Source organism: Halorhodospira sp. 9621, from assembly GCF_022228055.1.
GTDB classification, from domain to species: domain Bacteria; phylum Pseudomonadota; class Gammaproteobacteria; order Nitrococcales; family Halorhodospiraceae; genus Halorhodospira; species Halorhodospira halophila_A.
This window is the reverse complement of record NZ_JAJNRD010000071.1, coordinates 1-2148: the sequence shown is the minus strand read 5'-3', so window position 1 is coordinate 2148 and position 2148 is coordinate 1. Positions and strand designations below refer to the sequence as shown.

Here is a 2148-nt window from a genome sequence, read left to right as displayed (position 1 = left end):
AGTCAAAACAGATAGTTAGGCGCGCCACACCCTTTTGCAGCGCAGCATTTTTGGCTCTGTGCGACAGTGGTGCGACAGTGGCGACGATCTCCAAACGCGAAAAAGGCTGGCAAGCGCGCATCCGCAGAGAGGGGTGGCCGCAGGTCACGAAGACCTTCCGCACTAAGGCGGAAGCCGAGCGCTGGGCCCGCGAGCAGGAGCGGCGGATGGACGCCGGGCAGTGGCAGGACAGCCGCGAATCCCGCCGTCTGACGCTTCAAGAAGCGATCGAACGCTACATCGACGAAGTCACCTCTAGGAACAAGGGCGCCCGGCCGGAGGCCAACCGGCTCCGCTGGTGGGCCGGGCAGCTAGGTTCATTCGCCCTCGCCAATATCCGCACCACCGATATCGCCGAGATCCGCGATCACCGGCTGGAGGTCGTCAGTTCCACGACGGTCCGCAACGATCTCGCTACGCTATCACCTGTGTTCAGCCACGCGATCCGGGAGTGGAACCTGCCGATCGACAACCCGGTGCGGATGATCAAGTGGCCGACCCCCAAGAAACACCGGGACCGGAGGCTCTCCCCCCAAGAGGAGCAGGCGCTGCGAAATACAGCGCTCACCCCATACCAGTCCGCTTACCTGACCATCGCCATCGAGACCGGTATGCGGCGCGGCGAGATTCTGGCCATGCGTTGGGAGCACGTTGACCTGACCGCCCGTGTGGTCCATTTGCCCGATACAAAACTGTCCGAACCGCGGGATGTACCGCTCTCATCTGCGGCCGTGGCTGCCCTGCAGTCCATTCCGCGTCAGATCAGCGGAAAGGTCTGGCCCTGGAGCAGCGAGGGTGCCGCTTCGATGTGGAACCGATGGGTCCGACGCGCGCAGGTCGAGGACCTCCACTTCCACGATCTGCGTCATGAGGCAACCTCACGGCTCGTGGAATCGGGCCGGTTTTCCCTGACCGAGGTGGCAGCCATCACCGGTCACAAAAGCATGCAGACGCTAAAGCGCTACGCCAACCATCGCGCTACGGATCTGGCTCGCCGCCTCTCCTAGAACTCACCACCCTAGACGCCGGCTGGGCGTATCGCGGCTCCTACGCATCCTGGTGAACGCGACCCTCAACAGTTGCCGAGACTAGGTTGCAGCGGGCTTTAGGCATGGCAAGGCCATGGACACCGGACCATCCGGAATACGCAGCCACTCGGGAGCTACGCATACATGCACGGGAGCGAAACGAGTTTCACCGTGAAACAGTATTCCCCCCCCCCCCGACGCATAGAGTTTCACGGTGAAACTGCACGGCCACCCCAAGAACGGGTTCCGGCCGGCGATCGGTACCGGCCCGCAGGCCAACTGGCCTCCTCTTCGTACCCGGTCGTTGAGCGATCACCGCCCACAGGGGTGAGCCTCGCCCGCCAAGTGCGGGTCAATTCTGCTGACCAGCGCTGGATCGGTCTACGAAAGCGCTAACAGTAGGGGCCACCCGAGAAATCATCCGGGACGACGGTTGGCCACCCGAGACTCGGCAACCGGACCGAACTTCATATCCAGCCAATGTTCGATTTCCTCTTTGCGCCAGACCAAACGCCGACCCAGCTTCGCAGGCCTTGGAAGTTCACCACGACGGACCATCCCGCGGATGGCATCCCGAGACGCCCCGAGCCCTCGCTCCAGGTCCTCAATGTATAGAATCTTCGGCTCGCTCATCGTCTGCCCTCCTACCAACGTGGTCCAAAACCACGCAGCCAGCCCAGGACCCGGGCGGTCCATACCCCTCGAGGCCTCCCCGGCCGAACCAGAGGTCGCCCCCCGGGGTAGGGACCTGTACCTAGCCACGAATAGGCGTCTCGAGCCAGGCTAGCCACGCCTCGGGACCGAAGCTATACGCACCGAAATACCAGCTTTGCGGCCAAAGACCCTTTTTTCGGCGGCATTCGTGCAGTCGGGGTGACACGCCGGATAACAGATGGACTAGCCCCGCACCCATTCGTTGGCATTGAGCGCTGCTAGCGGCACCGATTCCCAGGCACGCAGGCTGTCAGGGCACAATTGGTGAGAACGCCGGCGACAGGCGTTGCCAGAATGCCCCCCGCCTCCCCCAGGGCGCCTTATAGGTGTGCGTCGATCACATTTCCACCGAGCAACCACTCGAGGG

General features: G+C 63.0%; 2 protein-coding genes. One reads left to right on the top strand and one right to left on the bottom strand.

Annotated elements, in window-relative coordinates:
* The coding region (locus LRF89_RS13055) for a tyrosine-type recombinase/integrase (protein ID WP_238637342.1) at positions 1–1046 on the top strand (1046 nt) is incomplete at its 5' end.
* A 438-nt stretch (positions 1047–1484) separates the two neighbouring features.
* Here LRF89_RS13055 and LRF89_RS13665 read toward each other — a convergent pair.
* Positions 1485–1700, bottom strand: a complete 216-nt coding sequence (locus tag LRF89_RS13665) for a helix-turn-helix transcriptional regulator (RefSeq protein WP_443134968.1) — start codon at positions 1698–1700, stop codon at positions 1485–1487.
* Positions 1701–2148 lie beyond the last annotated feature (448 nt).